The following is a 19,330-nucleotide window of genomic DNA, read 5'->3' on the forward strand; positions in this document are numbered from 1 at the left end:
TCAGACTTCGATCTCCAGCTTCTCGACCGCCAGGACGAGCGTCTCCATGGCGATCTCGTTCTTGGTGGCGCTCAGCGTCGGGCCGGTGTACTTGGTGGGCCAGCCGCGGTCGAAGTTCCAGCGCATCACGTCGTTGCGGTTCTCGTCGCAGAGCACGATCGAGCCGTGGGTGCGCTGCACCTTGCCGTTGAGCGCGTCGACCACCCACCGCCAGAAGGCGACGTGTCCGGTGATGCCGCGTTTGAAGGTGAGGTTGGTGAACTTCTTCAGCCCCGGGATCTTGCGGACGGTGATGTCCTCGCTCCCGTTGCGGTACTCGATCGGCGGAATCTCCAGCTCCAGCCCGCTGGCCTCGGTGAAGGATCCGCTCACCGCGAGCCCGTCGTCGCTGACGTTGGACACGATGATCTTGAAGTTATAGGACGCGTACGGATCGTCCCTGGTAAGGGGCGGCATGGTGGACTCCCTTGGCCACTCAGGCGAGTTGGGTCTCGCGGGTCTTCTGCTGGATCCGGAAGATCACGAACTCCGCCGGGAAGACCGGCGCGACACCGATGGCGCAGATGAGCCGGCCGCCCGCGAGGTCGTCCTCGGTCATCGTGGTGCGGTCACAGGCGACGAAGAACGCCTCGTCGGCGGTGGTGCCGGCGAGCGCGCCGCTGCGCCAGACCGTGGTGAGGAAGTTCGTGACCGTCTGGCGGACCAGGGACCACAGCGCCTCGTCGTTCGGCTCGAACACCACCCATTGGGTGCCCTCGTCGATCGACTCCTCCAGATAGAGGAACAGCCGCCGGACGTTGATGTACTTCCATGAGCTGTCCGAGGAGAGCGTGCGCGCGCCCCAGACCCGGTGGCCCAGCCCGGGGAAGAACCGGAGCGCGTTGATGCCCTTGGGGTTGAGCAGGTCCTGATGGCGTTTGGTGACGTCCTGGGCGATGCCGTCGGTCGGCCGGATGCCCCGGATGACCGCGTTGGCCGGTGCCTTGTGCACCCCTCGCTCCACGTCCACGCGCGCGTAGATCCCGGCCATATGGCCCGATGGCGGCACCTCGACATCGCGGCCCGCCGAGAGGTCGCGGGTGACCAGCCACGGGTGGTAGAGCGCGGCGTACTTGGTGTCGAACCGCTCGCGGAACGCCTGGACGCCCTCGATGTCCAACCCGTCCTGCGGATCGAGGATCGCGAACCGGTCCTTGAGCAGCTCGCAGTGGGTGACCAGGGCCGATTCGACCGTGCCCGACCACATGCCGGGCACGGCGCAGACGGCCACCTCGTCGATGTCCTCGAGCGCCGCGATCCCGGTCCGCTTGCCGCTGCCGCCGTCCTCGCCGACGAAGTCGGCCACGCTCAGGCTCCCGTAGGCGTCGTCCCCGCCGTCCAGCGTCAGCCAGGAGCCGACCGCGGGCAGGGGGAACTTCGTCGGGTCGGTGGACAGGGCGCCCAGAGCCGTCGCCCGCACCAGCCGGGAGCGGCCGGCCAGGGTGGTCACCAGGTTCGACGGTGTGTCGCCGGTGAGCCGGAGGTTGCGGTGGGTCTCGGTCTCCACGGTCCCGGACGGGTCGGTGAACCGGGCGTCGACCTGCGCCTCGACCAGATGCAGCCGATCGGTTTCGAACAGCGTGCCGGGCACGTCCCCGTCGAGGGTCACGACGTCCGCCGCGATCGTCTCGACGGTGCGGATGGTCAGATGGCTGCCGTCGTCGACCTGGACGACGGCACCCTCGTACAGCCGGCTCGCACCGCCGATCCGCAGCGTCGTCCCCGCCGAGGTGTTGCCCCGGCGCACACGGCGCACCAGCAGTCCGCTCCGCCACTCCTCATGTGCCGTACCGGACGGCAGGGTCAGCGTGACCTTCCCGTCCGCGGGCCGGCTCACCTGGGCCTTGAACCGGCCCGAGCCGATCCCCACCCACACATCGGGCGGCAGCTCATCGGGGTCGAGCCCGGTCACCGCCTCGACCTCGACCGTCTCGCTGTCGGCGGCGGCGTCCGCGGCCAGCCGGGTGACGAACAACCCGCCCTCCTGCGGATCCGGCAGCACCGGCAGCGCGGCGGCGGCCATCGGCTGGATCCGCACCTGTACCGCGTCGCCCCATGAACCGGGGCTGACGGCGGCGAACTCCAGTGTCCGCTCCGCGCCGCGCGTCCCGATCTGCGCATAGTCGCCGCGGCCCGCCCTGACCTCCGCGGGCAGCGGGGCGTCCAGTTCGATCCGGTGGGTGATGGCGTCGTAGGCCGCGACCCCGGCGGTGTGGATCGACTGCTGGTCGTCGCCGCGGAAGATCTGGATCTGCTGCCCGACGCCGGAGAACCCGATCAGATGGCCGAGTTCCAGGCGGGTCGCGCCCTTGGCGGCATCGCCGGCGACCGGGCTCATCACACCGTGGCCCAGCACGCCCGAGGACGGGGTCGCCTGCCTGCCGGCGACCCGCTTGATGTACAGCCGCTGGCCGCCGTTGTCGAAGAAGCCCTTGACCGCCAGCGGGAACAGCCACCAGCGGCCGCCTTCCACGGGGTCGTTCGCCCAGGTGTCCCGGATCAGCGGGTCCGGCTCACGGAGAAAACCGCCGAAGGTGTTCTGGAACTCCAGGAAGTTGGTGACCAGTTTGGGCTTACCGGTGTACGGACCGCGCATGGTGACCCCGGCCATCCCGGCCGTACTGGTGCTCACCCCCGCGATCGGCCGTGGGCCCGCATCGACCTCCTCGATGTAGACCCCGGGGCTCAGATACTCCGCCATGGACGGCTCCTTAACTCTCGCGGATCTCTATGACGTGCCGGCGCTCGGTGTCCTGGGGCAGCCGCACGACCAGCGATCCGGACCGGCCCGGCCGCTCGGTGGCCTGGAGGTGGAACGTCTCCTCGACGGCGTGCTCATCGGCCTTCTCGCCCTCCCACCGCAGGGCCAGCCGGAAGGCGCCCGCGGGGTCGGACAGGGTGCGCTCGTGCCATGGCGTCAGGTCCCGGCTGGTGTGCCCGCCGGCCTCGACCAGCGCATTGGGGATCGGCGCCCCGGTGGCCGCATCGACCACGGCGCCGTGCACCGTGCGCAGACCGGGTGGGTAGCGGAAGGAGACGCTCGGCAGCAGCCGGACCAGCCGCGGCTCGGTCACCACCGTCGGCGGATGGGCGTCGTCATACGGGTGGACCAGGAATTCGACGCCCACCAGAGCGGCCGAGAACGGCCGGCCGTCGGCCGGGTACAGCGGCTGGTAGCCGTCGGCCGCGAAGCGGGCCCGGTGGCGCCGCGGCCGGGCCGCCCACAGCTCGGCGCACCGGCCGAGACCCGGATAGGCGAAGGCGGCGCCGGGGGTGCGCACCGCCATGTCGTCCAGGGGCAGCCATTCGCCGTCGTCGTACCGGTCCAGCTGGACCGACACCCCGGCGGCGCGCACCCGCCGGGCGAAGTCGTCGTACGGTATGAGCCAGGCCGGGCTGTAGAGCGTCGATCGCTCCAGCGGTATGAAGCGGCTCATGGCATCACCGCCCCGCCGATGACCCGGCTCTGCACCGGGTGCACCGGCGTCTCGACCGCGGAGTCCAGGTTGACCACGCGGACCTCGTAGTTCAGCGACAGCCGGTACGGCTTCTGAATCGCGTACCAGACCCAGGACTTCTGGTCCAAGGTGAGCGGGGTCAGGCTGAGGTGCAGCGAGTCGGTGCTCGCCGCGAGGCTGCCGGACAGCTGTGCGCCGTCCAGGATCGCGTCGTCGTAGAACGTTTGCAGGGCCCGTCCGAGCATCCGGTGCTGGGTCGCCTGGTCGCCGCCCCAGGGGGTGACCAGGTATCGCAGCAGCAGCGCCATCGGCGGCTTGCGGGTGGTCGGTGGGTCGGGTGGCTGGGAGCGCACCGGCGGCCGGTTGCGCGATGTGGGGTCCTCGGCGATCTCGTAGAGGAACACCGTGAGCTTCGGCGGCGGTGTCTGCACCGTCTCGGAGAGGTCGTTGAGCTCCGCGATCGGCGGTTCCACCTGGCTGAGCCCGCGCAGGGCCTGGGACAGGCTCTGCACGATGACCGTCGAGACATCGGCGATGACACCGAAGTCACCCATGCGAATCCCCCCTCTCCGCGCTCGGAAGCGTGCCCCGAGAGGATGCCGGTCCCGGCGTGGCCGGACCGCGATACGCACATCACACGAACGTCACCGGTCCGTTTCCGCCGCCGCCGATGACGAACCCGGACACACGGCGACAACGCCGAGGTGACACGGGCGGGCATATTTTCCCCTCATGGAAATCCCCTCAGAACGGACCGGTGTCCTGATCCTCCGGGTCTGGGTGGAAGACGGCAGAGCGGATGGCTTCCGCGCGCGCATCGTGCGGACCGGGAGCCGGGGCCAGGCGCCCCCCAGCGCGGCGAGCGCGGTCGACGACGTGCTCACCGCCGTGCGCGCCTGGCTCGACCAGCTGCTCGAAACCGACCGGTGCGAGCCCGGCAAGTGCGGGCCCGATGGGTGACGTTGCCGCGACGTTCCGGTGATGCCCGGCCATATAGCGTCCTTTAGCCCGAAGGCCGGACACAGGACCATGATCTGCTCGTAACATGGCTTCAGGGCATCCCGATGGGACGCAGGGGATGGGTCGCTGAAGCCGATATCGCCCCGGGGGGCCGATGAGCGCAGAAGACCATGTCATGACATTGAGACTGCTCAAGAGTTTCGCGCTGTCGGTCGATCACAAACGCGTTCCCATATCCTCCAGCGCCCAGCGCCTCCTCGCGTTCCTCGCCCTCCAGAACACACCGCGGAGCCGGACCTATGTGGCGGGAATGCTGTGGCCGGACGTCACGGCGTCCCGCGCCAACGCCAACCTCCGCTCATCGTTATGGCGCGCCTCGCGAACGGGGCATCAGGTCATCGACGCGTCCACCCAGGAACTGGCGATCTGCAAACACATCGACGTGGACATCCATGCGGCGGCGACGCGTGCGCACCAGTTGCTCGACATGTCGCGCTCATGCGACGACATCCTCACCGCGCGGACGCGGGAGGATCTCTCGGCCGACCTCTTACCGGAGTGGTCGGAGAACGAATGGGTGCTGGTCGAGCAGGAGCAATACCATGAACTGCGGCTGTACGCCCTGGAGGCGATGACCGAGCGGCTGACAGCGGTGGGCCGCCATGGCGAGGCCGTCGCCGCCGGGCTCGCCGCCGTACGTGCGGAACCCCTGCGGGAGAGCGCTCATCGGGTGCTCATCAACGCCCATCTGGCCGCGGGCAACCGGGGCGCGGCACTGCGCCAGTACCAACAGTGCCGCCGCGTTCTCCTCGATGAGCTGGGCCTGGAGCCCTCCCCGACGCTGAGAAACCTTGTGCCCCCTCATCCCGGTCACTCCGGGGGCGCCACCCCGGAGCCCCCGGCGCGTCGGATCGTCTGCCGCCCGGCGGGCGATGCCCCGGCGCAGGGCACGGACACATCGGCTCCGGCGGGCACAGTGCCCGCCTGACCGTCATAGGTACGGTGCCACGTCTTTCCAGGGTTTTACGGAGCGTCTTGGCGGAGGGTGGCGGAGGGTCTTGGCGGACTAGACGGCAGGGGCCACCGGCGCCAGGTGGGAGTCGCGCCGCACCAGCGCGGCGTATCGCCCACCCATGGCCAGCAGCTCCTCGTGGGTGCCCCGCTCGGCGATATGGCCGCCGTCAAGGACGACGATCTGATCGGCGTCGCGCACGGTGGACAGCCGGTGGGCGATGGTGATCGTGGTACGGCCGGCCGAGAGGGCGTCGATGGCCTGCTGGACGGCCTGCTCGGTGCGGGTGTCCAGGGCGCTGGTGGCTTCGTCGAGGATGAGGACGGGCGGGTCGCGCAGAATCGTCCGGGCTATGGCCAGACGCTGTTTCTCGCCGCCGGAGAAGCGATAGCCGCGCTCTCCCACGAGGGTGTCATAGCCGTCCGGAAGGGAGGCGATATGGTCGTGGATCTGGGCCGCCTCGGCCGCCGCCACGATCTCCTCGTCGGTCGCGTCGGGCTTGGCGAAGCGCAGGTTCTCGCCGACGGAGGCGTGGAAGAGATAGGTCTCCTGGGAGACCACGCCGACGGCGCGGGCGAGGGTGTCGAAGTCGAGATCGCGGACATCCACTCCGTCGATCAGCAGCCGGCCACCGGTCACGTCGTAGAGCCGGGGCACCAGATAGCTGAGGGTGGTCTTGCCGGAACCGGTCGGCCCGACGACCGCCAGGCTGCCACCGGCGGGGACGGTCAGATCGATGCCGCGCAGGGTGCCCTTCGCCGGGGCGCCCTTGGAGATGTCCACCGCCGAGGCGCCGTTCACCGAGGTGGCGTTCACCGGGGCGCCCTTCACCGAAGTGCCGTTCACCGCAGGGCCGTTCACCGCAGGGCCGTTCACCGGGGTGCCGTTCGATGCGCCGGGGGCCGGGCTTTCGTAGTCGAAGTCGACGCCGTCGAAGCGGACTTCGCCGCGCACCTTCTCCAGGCGCACTGGCTCGGCGGGCTCGGTGATGTCGATCGGCAGGTCGAGGTATTCGAAGATACGGGCGAAGAGGGCGAGGGAGGTCTGCACCTGCACACCGGTGGACAGCAGGCTCACCGTGGGCCGGAGCAGCCCCTGCTGGAGCGAGACGAAGGCGACGAGCGTGCCGATGGAGACGGCCGGGCCACCGGCCTGGAGGGCAATACCCGCGGCCCAGTAGATCAGCGCGGGCATGGCGGCCATGACGATGCCGATGGTGGACATCCGCCAGCGGCCGGCCATATTGGAGCGCACTTCCAGATCCACCAAGCGCTCGGACTCCTGGGCGAACTGCTGGGTGAGCGATTCGGACCGGCCCATGGTGCGGCCGAGCAGGATTCCGCTCACCGACAGGGACTCGGTGACCATCGCGGACATGGTCGCCATCTGCTTCTGGCGCTGTGAGGTGATCTTCTTCCGCTCGGCGCCGACGCGACGGCTGACCCAGACGAACAGCGGCAGCAGGAGCAGTGAGACGACGGTCAGCCGCCAGTCGAGCGCGAGCATGGCGACGACGGTGGCGACCACGCTGGTGAGGTTGGAGACCAGGGAGGTCGCGGTGGAGGTGACGGTGGCCTGCATACCGCCGATGTCATTGGCGATACGGGACTGCACCTCACCGGTGCGGGTGCGGGTGAAGAAGGCGAGCGGCATCCGCTGGAGCCGGTCGTAGACCGCGGTGCGCAGATCGTGCATGACCCGCTGGCCGACGGTGGTGGAGATCAGGGTCTGGAGAACGCCGAAGACGCTGTTGACGACCGCCGCGGCGATCATGCCGAGCGCGAGCAGGGTGAGCAGTCCGGTACGGCCGTCGGGGATGGCGGTGTCGAGGATCTCCCGGAGCAGGAACGGCGAGGCCACCGAGACCAGCGCGGAGGCGGCGACCAGCAGGCCGACCACGGCGAGACGGCCCCGGTAGGGACGGAAGAGCCGGAGGATGCGCCGCACCTGCGCGGGCCGCTCGGGCTCCTGGGCGGACACAGTCCATGACGGTGGTGGTGTGTCGGGGTGCATGGGCTCCTTCTGGAGGCAGAATGGCCGACGCGGGCGACGGCATGGTCGGGCCGTGATCGCGTCGGCGCGGACTTTGAGAGCATAGCTCATTGTTACCTATGCTCACAATGAATCCGGTCCTGATAAACTGCGATCATGCCCACCCCCGAGACATCCGGCCTCCTCGCGGAGCAGCTGCTGCGCCTGACCCGAAGACTCCAGCGCGCCCAGAAGCGTCATATGGAGCCGCTGGGCATCACCCCCGCCCAGTCCCGCCTGCTGCGCACCGTGGCCCACGGCGACCAGCCGCTCCGGATGGCGGACCTGGCGCAGCGCCTCGAAGTGGTCCCGCGCGCCGTGACGACGCTGGTGGACGCCCTCGAGGCGCATGGCTCGGTGCGCCGCATAGCGGATCCGTCCAACCGCCGGGTGGTGCGCGTCGAGCTCACCGACACCGGGCGTTCGACGCTGCGTGCGCTGCGCGAGGCGCGCCGGGCCGCCGCGGAGGACATCCTGGCGCCGCTCAGCGATCAGCAGCGCGATGCGCTGGGCGCACTGCTGGACACCCTGTCCGGCGCCCCGGACCACCGCTGCTGAGGCCGGATGGCGTAGCACGGCGAGATCAACTTCCCGTGTGCGGTCAGATCCTTCCGGCCTTGCTCCCGGGCAGCGCCGGGGCATCCCCGGCGCCGCGCTCAGACGGCCAGATGCGCCTTGTCCCCCATGACCACCACCGGGTGCAGCTTGGGGTCGAGGGTTTTCAGCAGATACTCCATACCGGCCTTGGGGATGCTGACGCAGGCCGAGGTGCCGCTGCCGTGATCCATGTGCAGCCAGATGCTGCCGCCCTTGGTCTGCCCTTCGGGCCGGGTCGGGTCGAGCGGTGAGGTGCCCTTGACGCGGTTGTAGTCGATGGCGATGACGTAGTTGAAGTCGGTCCAGTGGGACTTGGGCCAGTAGTGGGGCGCCGCGAAGGAGCCGGAGGCCGTGTACGGCAGCCGGGCGCCGGGGTCGGCCAGCACCCCGCCCGCGTCGCTGAGCGTGTAGACCCCGACCGGGCTACGCTTGTCGCCCTCGTGATGGCTCGTCGTCCAGCCGCGCTTGCCGTTGTGCGCCGTCCAACTGCGGGTCCGCTCCCATGCCTTGCCCTGCTTGGTGTAGAGGACCACGGTCGAATCCGCGGAGTTCACCCCTTTGCCGTAGACCGCCACGACCTGACGGGACTGGTCCGGGATCCGGGACTGGAGCTTGTCCCCCACATCCGGGATACGCGTGGGATCCGGCGTGGGCGCCCCGCTGCGCAGCGCTTGTCCGCCCTGGTCCGCGCCCTTGTCACCGCCGCTGTCCCCACCGCCGTCGCCGCAAGCCGTGAGAAGGACGAGGGCGGCGGCCGCGGCCACCGCACTCATGGACATCGTGCCGGAAATTCGCATGTCCCCATGGTCCCACCCCGGTCGGACAACGCGGCATGGGGGATTGGCGTGTTCCGGTTGCTCCCGGGAAAACCAGTTGAATTCCACCCCCTGGGGACGTCAACCTTTCACGTCTCCTGCCAGCCCTCCGCCGCCCGCCCGACCTTGGGACGTCATGCACATTCGAGATCTTCCGTATCCCGATCCTGGCCGACCCGACGTACGGTCAGGTCCGCGGTTTCTCATCTGGCTGGGCAGGAATCAGCTGGGCGGGCAGGTCAAGTCGGCCCTCTGGGGTCTGGTGCACATGGCCGCGCTGGTGTCCTTCCCCCTGGCCATCGGCTTCGGTGTGCAGGCGGTGGTGGACCGCTCCGGCTCCCGGCTGGCGATGGCCGGGGCGCTGATGGTGGGGCTCACCGTGCTCACCGCGCTGGGGGACGCCATGCTGCACCGGGCGGCGGTCACCAACTGGATCACGGCGGCGGCGCGGGTGCAGCAACTGCTGGCCCGCAAGACGGTGGAGCTGGGGTCCGCCCTCACCCGGAAGGTGGCGGCCGGCGAGGTCGTGGCCGTCTCCACGGGCGATGTCGAGAAGATCGGCTGGTTTGTGGAGGCCCTGTCCCGGTTCACGGCAGCCGCGATCACCACCGTCGCGGTCTGCGTGGCCCTGGTGCTCTACCAGCCGGCGCTGGGAGCGGTGGTGGCGGTCGGGGTGCCCGCGCTGGCGCTTGCCGTGCTGCCGCTGCTGCCGCGTGCGGCGCGCCGGGCCGATGAGCAGCGGGACAAGGCGGGCCGGGCGACCGAGCTGGCCTCGGACACCGTGGCCGGGCTGCGGGTGCTGCGGGGCATCGGCGGCGAGGAGCTGTTCCTGGGCCGCTACCGGAACGCCTCGCAGGAGGTGCGGACCGCGGCGGTGCGCAGCGCGCGGATGTGGGCGCTGATCGCCGCCGTGCAGGTGGCGCTGCCGGGGCTGCTGCTGATCGGTGTCGTCTGGTACGGGGCGTCGCTGGCCCAGAAGGGCCGGATCGACGTGGGCGAGCTGGTCACCGTCTACAGCGCGGTGACCTTTCTCCTCTTTCCCCTGCGCCACTTCGAGGAGATCGCCATGGCGTACTCCTTCTCCCGGCCCTCCGCGCGGCGCGCGGCCCGGGTGCTGGCGCTGCGGCGCTCCTCCTCGGACAGCGCGGGCGCGCCCCCGGTGGACAAGGGCGAGCACGGGGAGGGGCAGGAGACCGCCGCACCGCTCGGCGGGGATCTGTACGACCCGACGAGCGGGATGCTGGCGCCGAGCGGGCTGCTGACCGCGGTGGTGTGCGGCGACCCGGACGCGGCGGGGCGGCTGGCGGACCGGCTCGGAGGGCACCCCGTGCACGACGGCCCGGACGACGGGAGCCACGGCGACTCGGACGGCGGGGGCCACGGCGACTCGGACGGCGGGGGCCACGGCAGGGCAGCGTCGGCGCTGCTGGGCGGGATCGCGCTGGACGAGGTGCCGCTGACCGCGGCGCGCACGGCGGTGCTGGTGCAGGACAAGGATCCGGTGCTGTTGTCGGGGACGCTCACCGAACTGCTGGATGTGCCGAGGTCCGGCGAGGTCTCGGCGGAGAAGGCGCTCGACGCGGCCCAGTGCGGCGATGTGCTGGACGCGCTGGCGCAGGCGTCGGCGGCCGACACCCATGGCGCGGACGGCGCGGATGGCCCCGATCCGATGCGCACCCGGATCACCGAGCGCGGCCGCTCGCTGTCGGGCGGCCAGCGGCAGCGGCTGGCGCTGGCCCGCTCGCTGGTGACCGATCCGGAGGTGCTGGTGCTGGACGAGCCGACCTCCGCGGTGGACTCGCATACCGAGGCGCGGATCGCCGACGGGGTGCGGCGGCTGCGCACGGGCCGGACCACCATCGTGTTCACCTCCAGCCCGCTGCTGCTGGACCGGGCCGACCGCGTGGTGTTCGTGCCCGATGGGGAGGCGGTGGGGGTGGGCACCCATCGTGAACTGCTGGGCACCGATCCCGTGTATCGCGCGGTCGTCACCCGCGAGACGGACGGCGAGGCCACCGCGCGGAGCGCCGGGCGGTCCACCGGGCCGGCCGGCCACGGTCCGAAGGGCATCGGACGCGTCGAGGAAGAGATCGAGGAGTCGGCATGATCGGCGTGGCACCGCCCGCCTATGACCCGGCCGCACCGGAGTCGGCGACGACGCTGCCGGTCGGCACACCCACCACCGTGCGGGCCTATGTACGCGAGCTGCTGCGGCGGCACCGGGCCGCCTTCACCGTGCTGATGGTCGTGAACGCCACCGCGGTGATCGCCTCCATGGTCGGCCCGCGGCTGCTGGGCGGCCTGGTCGAGGATCTCTCCGAGGGCGAGCGGGACCTGCACATCGGGCGCACCGTGGCGCTGTTCGCGGTGGCCCTGCTGGTGCAGACCGTGTTCGTCCGGATGGTGCGGATGCGCGGGGCGGTGCTGGGCGAGCGGATGCTGGCGGATCTGCGGGAGGACTTTCTCGTACGGTCGGTGGGCCTGCCGCCGGGGGTGCTGGAGCGGGCCGGGACCGGGGATCTGCTCTCCCGGATCACCACCGATGTCGACCGGCTGGCGAACGCGATGCGCGAGGCCGTGCCGCAGCTCGCCATCGGCGTGGTGTGGACCGGACTGCTGCTCGGCGCGCTGACCCTGACCGCTCCCCCACTGGGTCTGGCGGTGCTGGTGGCGCTTCCGGTGCTGGTGGTCGGCTGTCGCTGGTACTACCGCCGTGCGCCGAGCGCCTATCGCTCGGAGGCCGCGGGCTATGCGGCGGTGTCCGCGTCCCTCACCGAAAGCGTGGACGCCGGGCGGACCGTCGAGGCCCACCGGCTGGGCGAGCGGCGGATCGCCCAGTCCGAGCTGCGTATCCGGCAGTGGACCGCATGGGAGCGCTACACACTCTGGCTGCGCTCGGTGCTCTTTCCGGTGATCAATGTGAGCTACACGCTGATCACCGGTTCGGTACTGATGATCGGCGGCGTATGTGTGATGCGGGGCTGGATGTCGATCGGCGATCTGACCACCGGGGCGCTGCTGTCGCAGATGCTGGTGGAGCCGATCGGGCTGATCCTGCGCTGGTACGACGAGCTGCAAGTCGCGCAGGTGTCGCTGGCCCGGCTGGTCGGGGTGCGGGAGATCGAGGAGGGCCCCGCCGACGAGGGGGTGGTCCCCGGCGGCCGTGAGGTGCGGGCCGACGAGGTCCGGTTCGGATACCACGAGGGCAGCGATGTGCTGCACGAGGTGTCGATGAGGGTGCCCCCGGGGACGCGGCTGGCGCTGGTGGGCCCGTCCGGGGCCGGGAAGTCCACCCTGGGGCGGCTGCTGGCCGGGATCTACTCCCCGCGCACCGGCCGGGTGACCCTGGGCGGGGCGGAGCTGGCGCGGATGCCGGCCGAGCGGATCCGGGCGCATGTGGCCCTGGTCAACCAGGAGCACCATGTCTTCGTGGGCTCGCTGCGTGACAATCTGCTGCTGGCCCGCGCCTTCGCCGAGGACGCCGAGCTGTGGGCGGCGCTGGGCGCGGTGGACGCCGACGGCTGGGCCCGCGCGCTGGACGAGGGCCTGGACACCGAGGTCGGGTCGGGCGGGCTCGCGCTCACCCCGGCCCAGGCGCAGCAGATCGCGCTGGCCCGGCTGGTGCTCGCCGATCCGCATACGCTGGTGCTGGACGAGGCCACCTCGCTGCTGGACCCACGGGCGGCGCGCCATCTGGAGCGGTCGCTTGGCCGGGTGCTGGAGGGCAGGACCGTGGTGGCGATCGCCCACCGGCTGCACACCGCGCATGACGCGGATGTGATCGCCGTGGTCGAGAGCGGCCGGATCACGGAGCTGGGCAGCCATGACGAACTCGTCGAGGCGGACGGGGCGTACGCCGCGCTGTGGCGCTCCTGGCATCAGTGAGGGTGGCCGCGCCCCGGCGTGGCCACCCCTGCCCCGTCGGGGGTTCAGATCACGCCGAGGGCGGCCAGCCCGCCTATGCCGCCGAGCAGCATGAAGACCGGCATCAGCACCTTCAACTCGACCCAGCTGCCGGCCCGGAAGCGCATCCCCTTCGGCGGACCGAGGGCGTACCAGCGCTTGCGGCCGATCGGGATGGGCCACAGGATCGGGCAGCCGGAGACGGTGAGCGCGTCCCCGATGTCGTGGACCAGGGCGCCGAGCACGATCGGCAGGCCGAGCCAGAGGTACTCCTGGCCCGGTGCGGCGAAGAGCCAGTCCGAGCCGTTGCCCGGCTGGTGCAGCACATCGGCGAGGATCCAGGCACTCGCCGCCCCGAGCAGCCACACCAGGACATCGCTGGAAACCCGCGCCGCCCGCCACAGCAGCCCCTCGACGGCCAGCACCATATGCACGAAGAGGATGGCCAGCACCGCCCAGCGCCCGCCGACCATGGCGAGCGCGGAGGCTCCGGCGCCGATCAGCACCGCCCATACCCAGGTGTGGGTGAGGGTGCGATGGCCGCCCGAGCGGCGCGGGTCGCCCGGCTTCCTGGTCGCCTTGTAGACGGAGTACGAGATCTTGTCGATCACCTCGCACAGCGTCCGCGAGATAGGCCCGAAGGCGCGCGATATGGTCGCCGCCTTGTGGTCGAGGTCGGGGGCGAGCGCCGCTCCCGCGCAGATCAGCGCGCCGGTGACCAGCACCGGCCAGGGCATCGCGTGGTCGGCCGCCGCGGCCGCCGCCCCCACCCCCAGCCAGGCCGCCGCCCCGGACAGCGAATGCGCCGGTCCCATCATGGTCGTACCCCGCCCCTGTTCTTTCCCGCGTCCGCGCGGGAGTTGACTGCTTCGGCCCGGCACAGCCTAGCGGCGGACGATCTTCGACCACACAGCCGGTTCCCGTCCAGGCGGGGAAACCAGGCAGTATAGGTGTGTGACTCTTATCGATCAGCTGCCGAGCGACGCCGACCCCGACGCACTTTTCGAGGCGTTCTCCACCTGGGTCGAGGAGCGGGGAATCTCGCTGTACCCCGCCCAGGAGGAAGCGCTGATCGAGGTGGTGTCCGGGGCGAATGTGATCCTCTCCACTCCCACCGGCTCCGGCAAGAGCCTGGTGGCGGCGGGTGCCCACTTCGCCGCGCTCGCCCGGGACGAGGTGACGTTCTACACCGCGCCGATCAAGGCCCTGGTGTCGGAGAAGTTCTTCGAACTGTGCAAAATGTTCGGCACCGAGAACGTCGGGATGCTGACCGGGGACGCGTCGGTCAACGCGGACGCGCCGGTCATCTGCTGCACGGCCGAGGTGCTGGCGTCGATCGCCCTGCGGGACGGCAAGGACGCCGATATCGGCCAGGTGGTGATGGACGAGTTCCACTTCTACGCCGAGCCGGACCGGGGCTGGGCGTGGCAGATCCCTCTGCTGGAGCTGCCGCAGGCGCAGTTCATCCTGATGTCGGCGACGCTCGGTGATGTGAGCCGGTTCGAGGACGATCTGACCCGGCGCACCGGGCGGCCCACCGCGGTCGTGCGGTCGGCGACCCGGCCGGTGCCGCTGAGCTACGAGTACCGCACGACACCGCTGACCGAAACGCTGACCGAGCTGCTGGAGACCCAGCAGGCACCCGTCTATATCGTGCACTTCACTCAGGCGGCGGCGGTCGAGCGGGCCCAGGCGCTGATGAGCATCAATATGTGCTCGCGCGCCGAGAAGGACGAGATCGCCTCGCTGATCGGCAATTTCCGGTTCACCACCAAGTTCGGCCGGAACCTGTCCCGTTACGTCCGGCACGGGATCGGTGTGCACCATGCGGGGATGCTGCCCAAGTACCGGCGGCTGGTGGAGAAGCTGGCGCAGGCCGGGCTGCTCAAGGTCATCTGCGGTACCGACACCCTGGGCGTGGGCGTCAATGTGCCCATCCGCACGGTGCTGTTCACCGCGCTGACCAAGTACGACGGTCAGCGGGTGCGGACGCTGCGGGCCCGGGAGTTCCACCAGATCGCGGGCCGGGCCGGGCGGGCCGGCTTCGACACCGCGGGCTTTGTGGTGGCCCAGGCGCCCGAGCACGTCATCGAGAACGAGAAGGCGCTCGCGAAGGCCGGGGACGATCCGAAGAAGCGCCGCAAGGTGGTTCGCAAGAAGGCGCCGGAGGGCTTCGTCAGCTGGGGCCAGAACACCTTCGAGAAGCTCATCGCCTCCGAACCCGAGCCGCTCACCTCCCGGTTCCGGGTCACCCACGCGATGCTGCTGTCGGTCATCGCCCGCCCCGGCAACTCCTTCGAGGGGATGCGCCGGCTGCTGGAGGACAACCACGAGCCGCGCAAGAACCAGTTGCGGCACATCCGCCGGGCGATCGCGATCTACCGCTCGCTGCTGGACGGCGGGGTGGTCGAGCGGGTGGCGCCGGAGGGCACCGACGGTGCGGACGGGGCCGCCCCGATCGTCCGGCTGACGGTGGATCTGCAACAGGACTTCGCGCTCAACCAGCCGCTTTCCACCTTCGCGCTGGCCGCCTTCGAACTGCTGGACCCCGAATCGCCCTCCTACGCCCTGGACATGGTCTCGGTCGTGGAGTCGACGCTGGACGATCCCCGGCAGATCCTGGCGGCGCAGCAGAACAAGGCGCGCGGTGAGGCGGTCGCCGCGATGAAGGCGGACGGTGTCGAGTACGAGGAGCGCATGGAGCGGCTCCAGGACATCTCCTACCCCAAGCCGCTGGAGGAGCTGCTCTTCCATGCCTACGGGCTCTACCGCAAGAGCCATCCCTGGGTCGGTGACCATCCGCTGTCGCCCAAGTCGGTGATCCGCGATATGTACGAGCGGGCGATGACCTTCACTGAGTTCACCTCGTTCTACGACCTGGCGCGCACCGAGGGCATTGTGCTGCGCTACCTGGCCGGCGCCTACAAGGCCCTGGACCACACCGTGCCGGACGATCTGAAGTCCGATGACTTCCAGGACATCATCGCCTGGCTCGGCGAGATGGTGCGGCAGGTCGACTCCAGCCTCCTGGACGAGTGGGAGCAGCTGGCCAACCCGGAGGAGGAGTCGGCGGAGGAGGCCCAGGAGCGCGCCGACCAGGTCAGGCCGGTCACCGCGAACGCCCGCGCCTTCCGAGTGCTGGTGCGCAATGCCATGTTCCGCAGGGTGGAGCTGGCCGCGCTGGACAAGGTCGCCGAGCTCGGGGAGATGGACGCCGACTCCGGCTGGGACGAGGACGCCTGGGCCGAGGCGATGGACGGGTACTGGGAGGAGTACGAGGAGCTCGGCACCGGACCGCAGGCGCGCGGGCCGAAGCTGCTGCGGATCGAGGAGGACCCCGAGCACGGTCTGTGGCGGGTGCGGCAGACCTTCGACGACCCGAACGGCGACCACGACTGGGGCATCTCGGCGGAGGTCGATCTCACCGCCTCCGACGAGGAGGGCCGGGCGGTGGTCCGGGTCACCGAGGTGGGCCAGCTGTAGCCTCCTGGACGCGGTCCACGCCGGGGACCGGCCCGGCCCCCTCAGCGAAGGAGCACCACCGATGACCAATCCCGCCGAGAGCCTGGTCGATCTGCTCGATCTGGAACGGATCGAGCTGGACATCTTCCGCGGCCGCAGCCCCGATGAGTCGCTCCAGCGGGTGTTCGGCGGGCAGGTGGCGGGCCAGGCACTGGTGGCGGCCGGGCGGACCACCGACGGGCAGCGGCCGGTGCATTCGCTGCACGCGTACTTCCTGCGGCCGGGGCGGCCGGGCGTGCCCATCGTGTACCAGGTGGAGCGGGTCCGGGACGGGCGCTCCTTCACCACCCGCCGGGTCGTCGCCATCCAGCAGGGTCGTACGATCTTCAATCTGACAGCCTCCTTTCATTCTCCTGAGCCGGGTATCGAGCAGCAGCTGCCGATGCCCGAGGTGCCGGGGCCGGAAGGTCTGCCGACCCTCGCCGACGAGGTCCGCTCCCATCTGGGCGCGCTCCCCGAGGCGTTCGCCCGCATGGAGCGCCGCCAGCCCTTCGACATCCGCTATGTGGACCGGCTGCGCTGGACCGACGAGGAGCTCAAGGGCTCGGAGCCGCGCAGCGCCGTGTGGATGCGCGCGGTGGGGCCGCTCGGGGACGACCCGCTGGTGCACACCTGTGCGCTCACCTATGCCAGCGACATGATGCTGCTGGACGCGGTGCGGGTGCCGGTCGAGCCGCTGTGGGGCCCACGGGGCTTCGACATGGCCTCGCTCGATCACGCCATGTGGTTCCACCGGCCCTTCCGCACCGATGAGTGGTTTCTCTATGAGCAGGAGTCGCCCGTGGCCACGGGCGGCCGGGGACTGGCCCGCGGACAGATCTACGACCGCGCGGGCCGACTCCTCGTATCAGTGGTGCAGGAGGGGTTGTTCCGCCCGCTGCGACCCGCCGAAGACGCCACGGACGGCGGCTGAGCTCCACCGGGGTGTGCCACGGCGCGGCTCATCGCCTGCCGGTCAGCTTCTGCCACAGGCTCCGTGGACGGCCCGACACCGGGGCGCGGTCCACGAGCGGTCGCTCCACCTCGGCGTCCGGGCGCGGCACGGGCCGGATTCGGCGGGCGTCGCCCAGCGAGGAGGCGAGGGCGGCCCGATAGCGCCGGATCTCCCGTGGGTCGTCCGCCGTGACCACCGCGTCGATGATGTCCCGGACCGCGCCGGCCTCGGGGCGCATCCGGACGAGCGCGGGGCGCAGCTGCCGCAGATATGCCCGCTCGTGGGGATCGGCCACAGCCGAGGCCAGCTCGACGGAGCCCAGCACCGAGGCCAGGACCGCGGCCCGCTCCCAGGGGTCCTCGGTCTGGGCGAGCAGTTGGCCGATCCTTCGGCCGCGCCATTTCGCGGCCCGCCAGTCCTCCCCGGCGGCCAGTGCGGCGCTCAGCCCCGGCGGGGTGCGGCCGCTCAGCAACTCCGGCTGCCTGTCGGCGAACTCGATCAGATCCGACGCCAGATAGAGCCATACGACGGCCCGATAACGATTGATGTAGAACCGGACGGGGGCGAAGAATCCCCCACGCGCGAGCCGGGTGAGCCGGCCCTGGCTGATGCCGAGCAGCTCCGCGCCTTCCGCCGTGCCGACCACGCGAAGGCGGGCGATGAGCGCCTCCGGGAAGCCCTCGGCGGCGGTGACCCGCCGCAATTCCTCGCACGCCACCCGCCGGCCCAGACCGGTGGTGACGGTGCGCACCTCTCCCAGCTGCACGGCCAACTCGAACTCATGCGGTTTGAGCCCCAGCGCCCGGGCCGCCGCGCCGTACCCGACGCTCTCGCCCGATCCGCCCGGCCCCGCCGACCGGCCCGGGTCTCCCGGCCCGCTCGCCTGTCCCGGTACGCCCGGCTCTCCGAGCCACTCCAGGCTCCACGGCCCCTGGCTCTCCCGCGGCCCCCGGCTCTCCCGCAGCTCCTGATCCACCCGCACTGCCATGCGACGTCCTCCCCCGCACTGCCTCAATTACCGACAGTGACGACGATAGCCGCGAAGCACGACGGGCGGTCAGCCCTGTGGATAACTTCCGCGCGGCATCAGCTGGGTGCGCCGCTCTCCTGCCGCGCCTCGACCGCCAGGTGCTCCCCGACCCGGTTGACCAGCAGCGTCATCTCGTAGGCGACCTGGCCGATATCCGAGTCCGGCCCGGTGAGCACGCACAGGCAACTGCCGTCCCCGGCCGCCGTGACGAAGAGGACGCCCTCGTCGAATTCGACCATCGTCTGCCGCACCCGGCCCGTCCGGAAGTGGTGCCCGGACCCCTTGGCGAGGCTGTGCAGCCCGGAGGCCACCGCGGCCAGATGCTCGGCGTCCTGGCGCACCAGCGTGGAACTCGCCCCCGTCACCAGCCCGTCGTTGGACAGCACCAGCGCATGCCGTATTTCCGCGATCCGCTCGGTCAGGTCGTCCAGTAACCAGTCGAGCCCCTTGTTGACTGCCATATCCGATTCCTCCCCGATTCCCCTTCAGCTGCGTGCCAGCCTTTCTCACTGCCGCCGTCTGGGCAACCCGCCCCGCCCGTCACCCCACGGTTGTGCGCTGATTGACGCAGGATGGGGACATGGCACAGAACATGACCAAGGATCAGTGGCAGAAGTTCCTCCTGGAGGGCACCCGCACCGCGAAGCTGTCGACCGTGCGGGCCGACGGAAGTCCTCATCTCGCCCCCGTGTGGTTCCTGCTCGACGGTGACGACCTCGTCTTCAACACAGGTCAGGAGACGGTCAAGGGACGCAACCTGGCCCGGGACGGCCGGCTCGCCATCTGTGTGGACGACGACAGGCCGCCGTTCGCCTTCGTCACGCTGCGGGGGCATGCCGAGCTCATCGACGATCTCGAGCAGATCCGCCACTGGGCCACCCGGATCGCCGCCCGTTACATGGGCGAGGACCGGGCCGAGGAGTTCGGCGCCCGCAACGGCGTACCGGGTGAGCTGCTGGTCAGGGTGCACATCGACAAGGTGCTCGCGCTCTCCGGAGTCGCCGACTAGCGGGATTCGACCGAAATCCA

General features: G+C 70.6%; 17 protein-coding genes. 8 read left to right on the forward strand and 9 right to left on the reverse strand.

Features of this window, described 5'->3' with window-relative positions; translation table 11 throughout:
• From AB0E24_RS17045 to AB0E24_RS17060, 4 genes are read right to left on the reverse strand one after another with little or no spacing between them, the layout of a single operon-like run.
• Positions 1–456, reverse strand: coding sequence for a phage tail protein (locus tag AB0E24_RS17045; RefSeq protein ID WP_069860736.1), 456 nt, complete (start codon positions 454–456; stop codon positions 1–3).
• A gap of 19 nt (positions 457–475) precedes the next feature.
• Positions 476–2,740, reverse strand: a complete 2,265-nt coding sequence (locus AB0E24_RS17050; RefSeq protein ID WP_359377806.1) for a phage tail sheath C-terminal domain-containing protein — start codon at positions 2,738–2,740, stop codon at positions 476–478.
• A gap of 10 nt (positions 2,741–2,750) precedes the next feature.
• Complete coding sequence (locus AB0E24_RS17055) at positions 2,751–3,476, reverse strand: carboxypeptidase-like regulatory domain-containing protein (protein ID WP_359377809.1); 726 nt, start codon at positions 3,474–3,476, stop codon at positions 2,751–2,753.
• Positions 3,473–4,051 carry a Pvc16 family protein gene (locus tag AB0E24_RS17060; protein ID WP_069860733.1) on the reverse strand — a complete coding sequence of 193 codons (579 nt, stop codon included), beginning with the start codon at positions 4,049–4,051 and terminating at the stop codon, positions 3,473–3,475. Before AB0E24_RS17060 ends, AB0E24_RS17055 begins: the two co-directional genes overlap by 4 nt.
• 178 nt (positions 4,052–4,229) lie before the next feature.
• Here AB0E24_RS17060 and AB0E24_RS17065 point away from each other — a divergent pair, with 178 nt between their 5' ends.
• The gene (locus AB0E24_RS17065) at positions 4,230–4,457 is read left to right on the forward strand and encodes a hypothetical protein (protein WP_069860732.1); all 228 of its coding nucleotides are present in this window, start codon (positions 4,230–4,232) and stop codon (positions 4,455–4,457) included.
• Between the two features lie 175 nt (positions 4,458–4,632).
• Positions 4,633–5,445 (forward strand): AfsR/SARP family transcriptional regulator, encoded by an 813-nt coding sequence (locus AB0E24_RS17070; RefSeq protein ID WP_069860731.1) that lies wholly within the window; start codon positions 4,633–4,635, stop codon positions 5,443–5,445.
• Positions 5,446–5,523: 78 nt separating this feature from the next.
• Here the strand turns inward: AB0E24_RS17070 and AB0E24_RS17075 are convergent, their stop codons facing one another.
• Entirely contained in the window at positions 5,524–7,482 is a 1,959-nt protein-coding gene (locus AB0E24_RS17075; RefSeq protein WP_359377813.1) for an ABC transporter ATP-binding protein, read from the reverse strand.
• Between the two features lie 135 nt (positions 7,483–7,617).
• Here AB0E24_RS17075 and AB0E24_RS17080 point away from each other — a divergent pair, with 135 nt between their 5' ends.
• The gene (locus AB0E24_RS17080) at positions 7,618–8,058 is read left to right on the forward strand and encodes a MarR family winged helix-turn-helix transcriptional regulator (protein WP_359377816.1); all 441 of its coding nucleotides are present in this window, start codon (positions 7,618–7,620) and stop codon (positions 8,056–8,058) included.
• A gap of 98 nt (positions 8,059–8,156) precedes the next feature.
• Here the strand turns inward: AB0E24_RS17080 and AB0E24_RS17085 are convergent, their stop codons facing one another.
• A complete protein-coding gene (locus AB0E24_RS17085) occupies positions 8,157–8,894 on the reverse strand; it encodes a hypothetical protein (RefSeq protein WP_079260187.1) in 738 nt (245 codons plus the stop codon).
• Between the two features lie 154 nt (positions 8,895–9,048).
• On the opposite strand from AB0E24_RS17085, the gene AB0E24_RS17090 reads away from it, so the two are divergent.
• Together AB0E24_RS17090 and AB0E24_RS17095 are read left to right on the forward strand one after the other, a co-directional pair.
• Positions 9,049–11,019, forward strand: a complete 1,971-nt coding sequence (locus tag AB0E24_RS17090; RefSeq protein WP_359377818.1) for an ABC transporter transmembrane domain-containing protein — start codon at positions 9,049–9,051, stop codon at positions 11,017–11,019.
• The gene (locus AB0E24_RS17095; protein WP_359377820.1) at positions 11,016–12,797 is read left to right on the forward strand and encodes an ABC transporter ATP-binding protein; all 1,782 of its coding nucleotides are present in this window, start codon (positions 11,016–11,018) and stop codon (positions 12,795–12,797) included. The genes AB0E24_RS17090 and AB0E24_RS17095 overlap by 4 nt, the downstream gene beginning before the upstream one ends.
• Before the next feature lie 44 nt (positions 12,798–12,841).
• On the opposite strand, the gene AB0E24_RS17100 is transcribed toward AB0E24_RS17095, so the two are convergent.
• Complete coding sequence (locus tag AB0E24_RS17100) at positions 12,842–13,633, reverse strand: metal-dependent hydrolase (RefSeq protein ID WP_069860726.1); 792 nt, start codon at positions 13,631–13,633, stop codon at positions 12,842–12,844.
• Between the two features lie 136 nt (positions 13,634–13,769).
• Between AB0E24_RS17100 and AB0E24_RS17105 the strand changes: the two genes are divergently transcribed.
• Positions 13,770–16,298 (forward strand): DEAD/DEAH box helicase, encoded by a 2,529-nt coding sequence (locus tag AB0E24_RS17105; protein ID WP_069860725.1) that lies wholly within the window; start codon positions 13,770–13,772, stop codon positions 16,296–16,298.
• A 61-nt stretch (positions 16,299–16,359) separates the two neighbouring features.
• Positions 16,360–17,250: an acyl-CoA thioesterase gene (locus AB0E24_RS17110; protein ID WP_359377825.1), complete on the forward strand. Its 891-nt coding sequence runs from the start codon at positions 16,360–16,362 to the stop codon at positions 17,248–17,250.
• A gap of 28 nt (positions 17,251–17,278) precedes the next feature.
• On the opposite strand, the gene AB0E24_RS17115 is transcribed toward AB0E24_RS17110, so the two are convergent.
• Both AB0E24_RS17115 and AB0E24_RS17120 read right to left on the reverse strand, forming a co-directional pair.
• Positions 17,279–18,259: a DUF6397 family protein gene (locus tag AB0E24_RS17115; RefSeq protein ID WP_359377827.1), complete on the reverse strand. Its 981-nt coding sequence runs from the start codon at positions 18,257–18,259 to the stop codon at positions 17,279–17,281.
• Positions 18,260–18,357: 98 nt separating this feature from the next.
• On the reverse strand, positions 18,358–18,762 hold the full coding sequence (locus tag AB0E24_RS17120) for a roadblock/LC7 domain-containing protein (RefSeq protein ID WP_069860722.1): 405 nt from the start codon (positions 18,760–18,762) through the stop codon (positions 18,358–18,360).
• Between the two features lie 119 nt (positions 18,763–18,881).
• On the opposite strand from AB0E24_RS17120, the gene AB0E24_RS17125 reads away from it, so the two are divergent.
• Positions 18,882–19,310, forward strand: coding sequence for a PPOX class F420-dependent oxidoreductase (locus tag AB0E24_RS17125; protein WP_069860721.1), 429 nt, complete (start codon positions 18,882–18,884; stop codon positions 19,308–19,310).
• Positions 19,311–19,330: the final 20 nt, after the last annotated feature.

It is taken from the genome of Streptomyces malaysiensis subsp. malaysiensis, assembly GCF_040653035.1.
Classification (GTDB): Bacteria; Actinomycetota; Actinomycetes; order Streptomycetales; family Streptomycetaceae; genus Streptomyces; species Streptomyces malaysiensis.